The organism is Arthrobacter sp. TJ-58 (genome assembly GCF_058269295.1).
Window position 1 is genome coordinate 1 of sequence record NZ_JBZCNM010000016.1, and the last position, 543, is coordinate 543.

General features: G+C 56.2%; 1 rRNA gene. It reads left to right on the top strand.

Annotation, left to right across the window (positions count from 1 at the left end):
- Nucleotides 1–542, top strand: a 23S ribosomal RNA gene (locus AC4D2W_RS17290); the annotation flags it as partial.
- Nucleotide 543: the final 1 nt, after the last annotated feature.

Consider the following 543-nt stretch of genomic DNA (forward strand, 5'->3'; position numbering starts at 1 on the left):
AGCAGGGACGAAAGTCGGGACTAGTGATCCGGCGGTACATTGTGGAATGGCCGTCGCTCAACGGATAAAAGGTACCTCGGGGATAACAGGCTGATCTTGCCCAAGAGTCCATATCGACGGCATGGTTTGGCACCTCGATGTCGGCTCGTCGCATCCTGGGGCTGGAGTAGGTCCCAAGGGTTGGGCTGTTCGCCCATTAAAGCGGTACGCGAGCTGGGTTTAGAACGTCGTGAGACAGTTCGGTCCCTATCCGCTGCGCGCGCAGGAAATTTGAGAAGGGCTGTCCTTAGTACGAGAGGACCGGGACGGACGAACCTCTGGTGTGTCAGTTGTACTGCCAAGTGCACCGCTGATTAGCTACGTTCGGATGGGATAACCGCTGAAAGCATCTAAGCGGGAAGCCCGCTTCGAGATGAGATTTCCATACACCTTGTGTGTGAGAGGCCCCCAGCCAGACCACTGGGTTGATAGGCCGGATGTGGAAGCGGGGACTAAAGACCCGTGAAGCTGACCGGTACTAATAGGCCGATAACTTACACCACA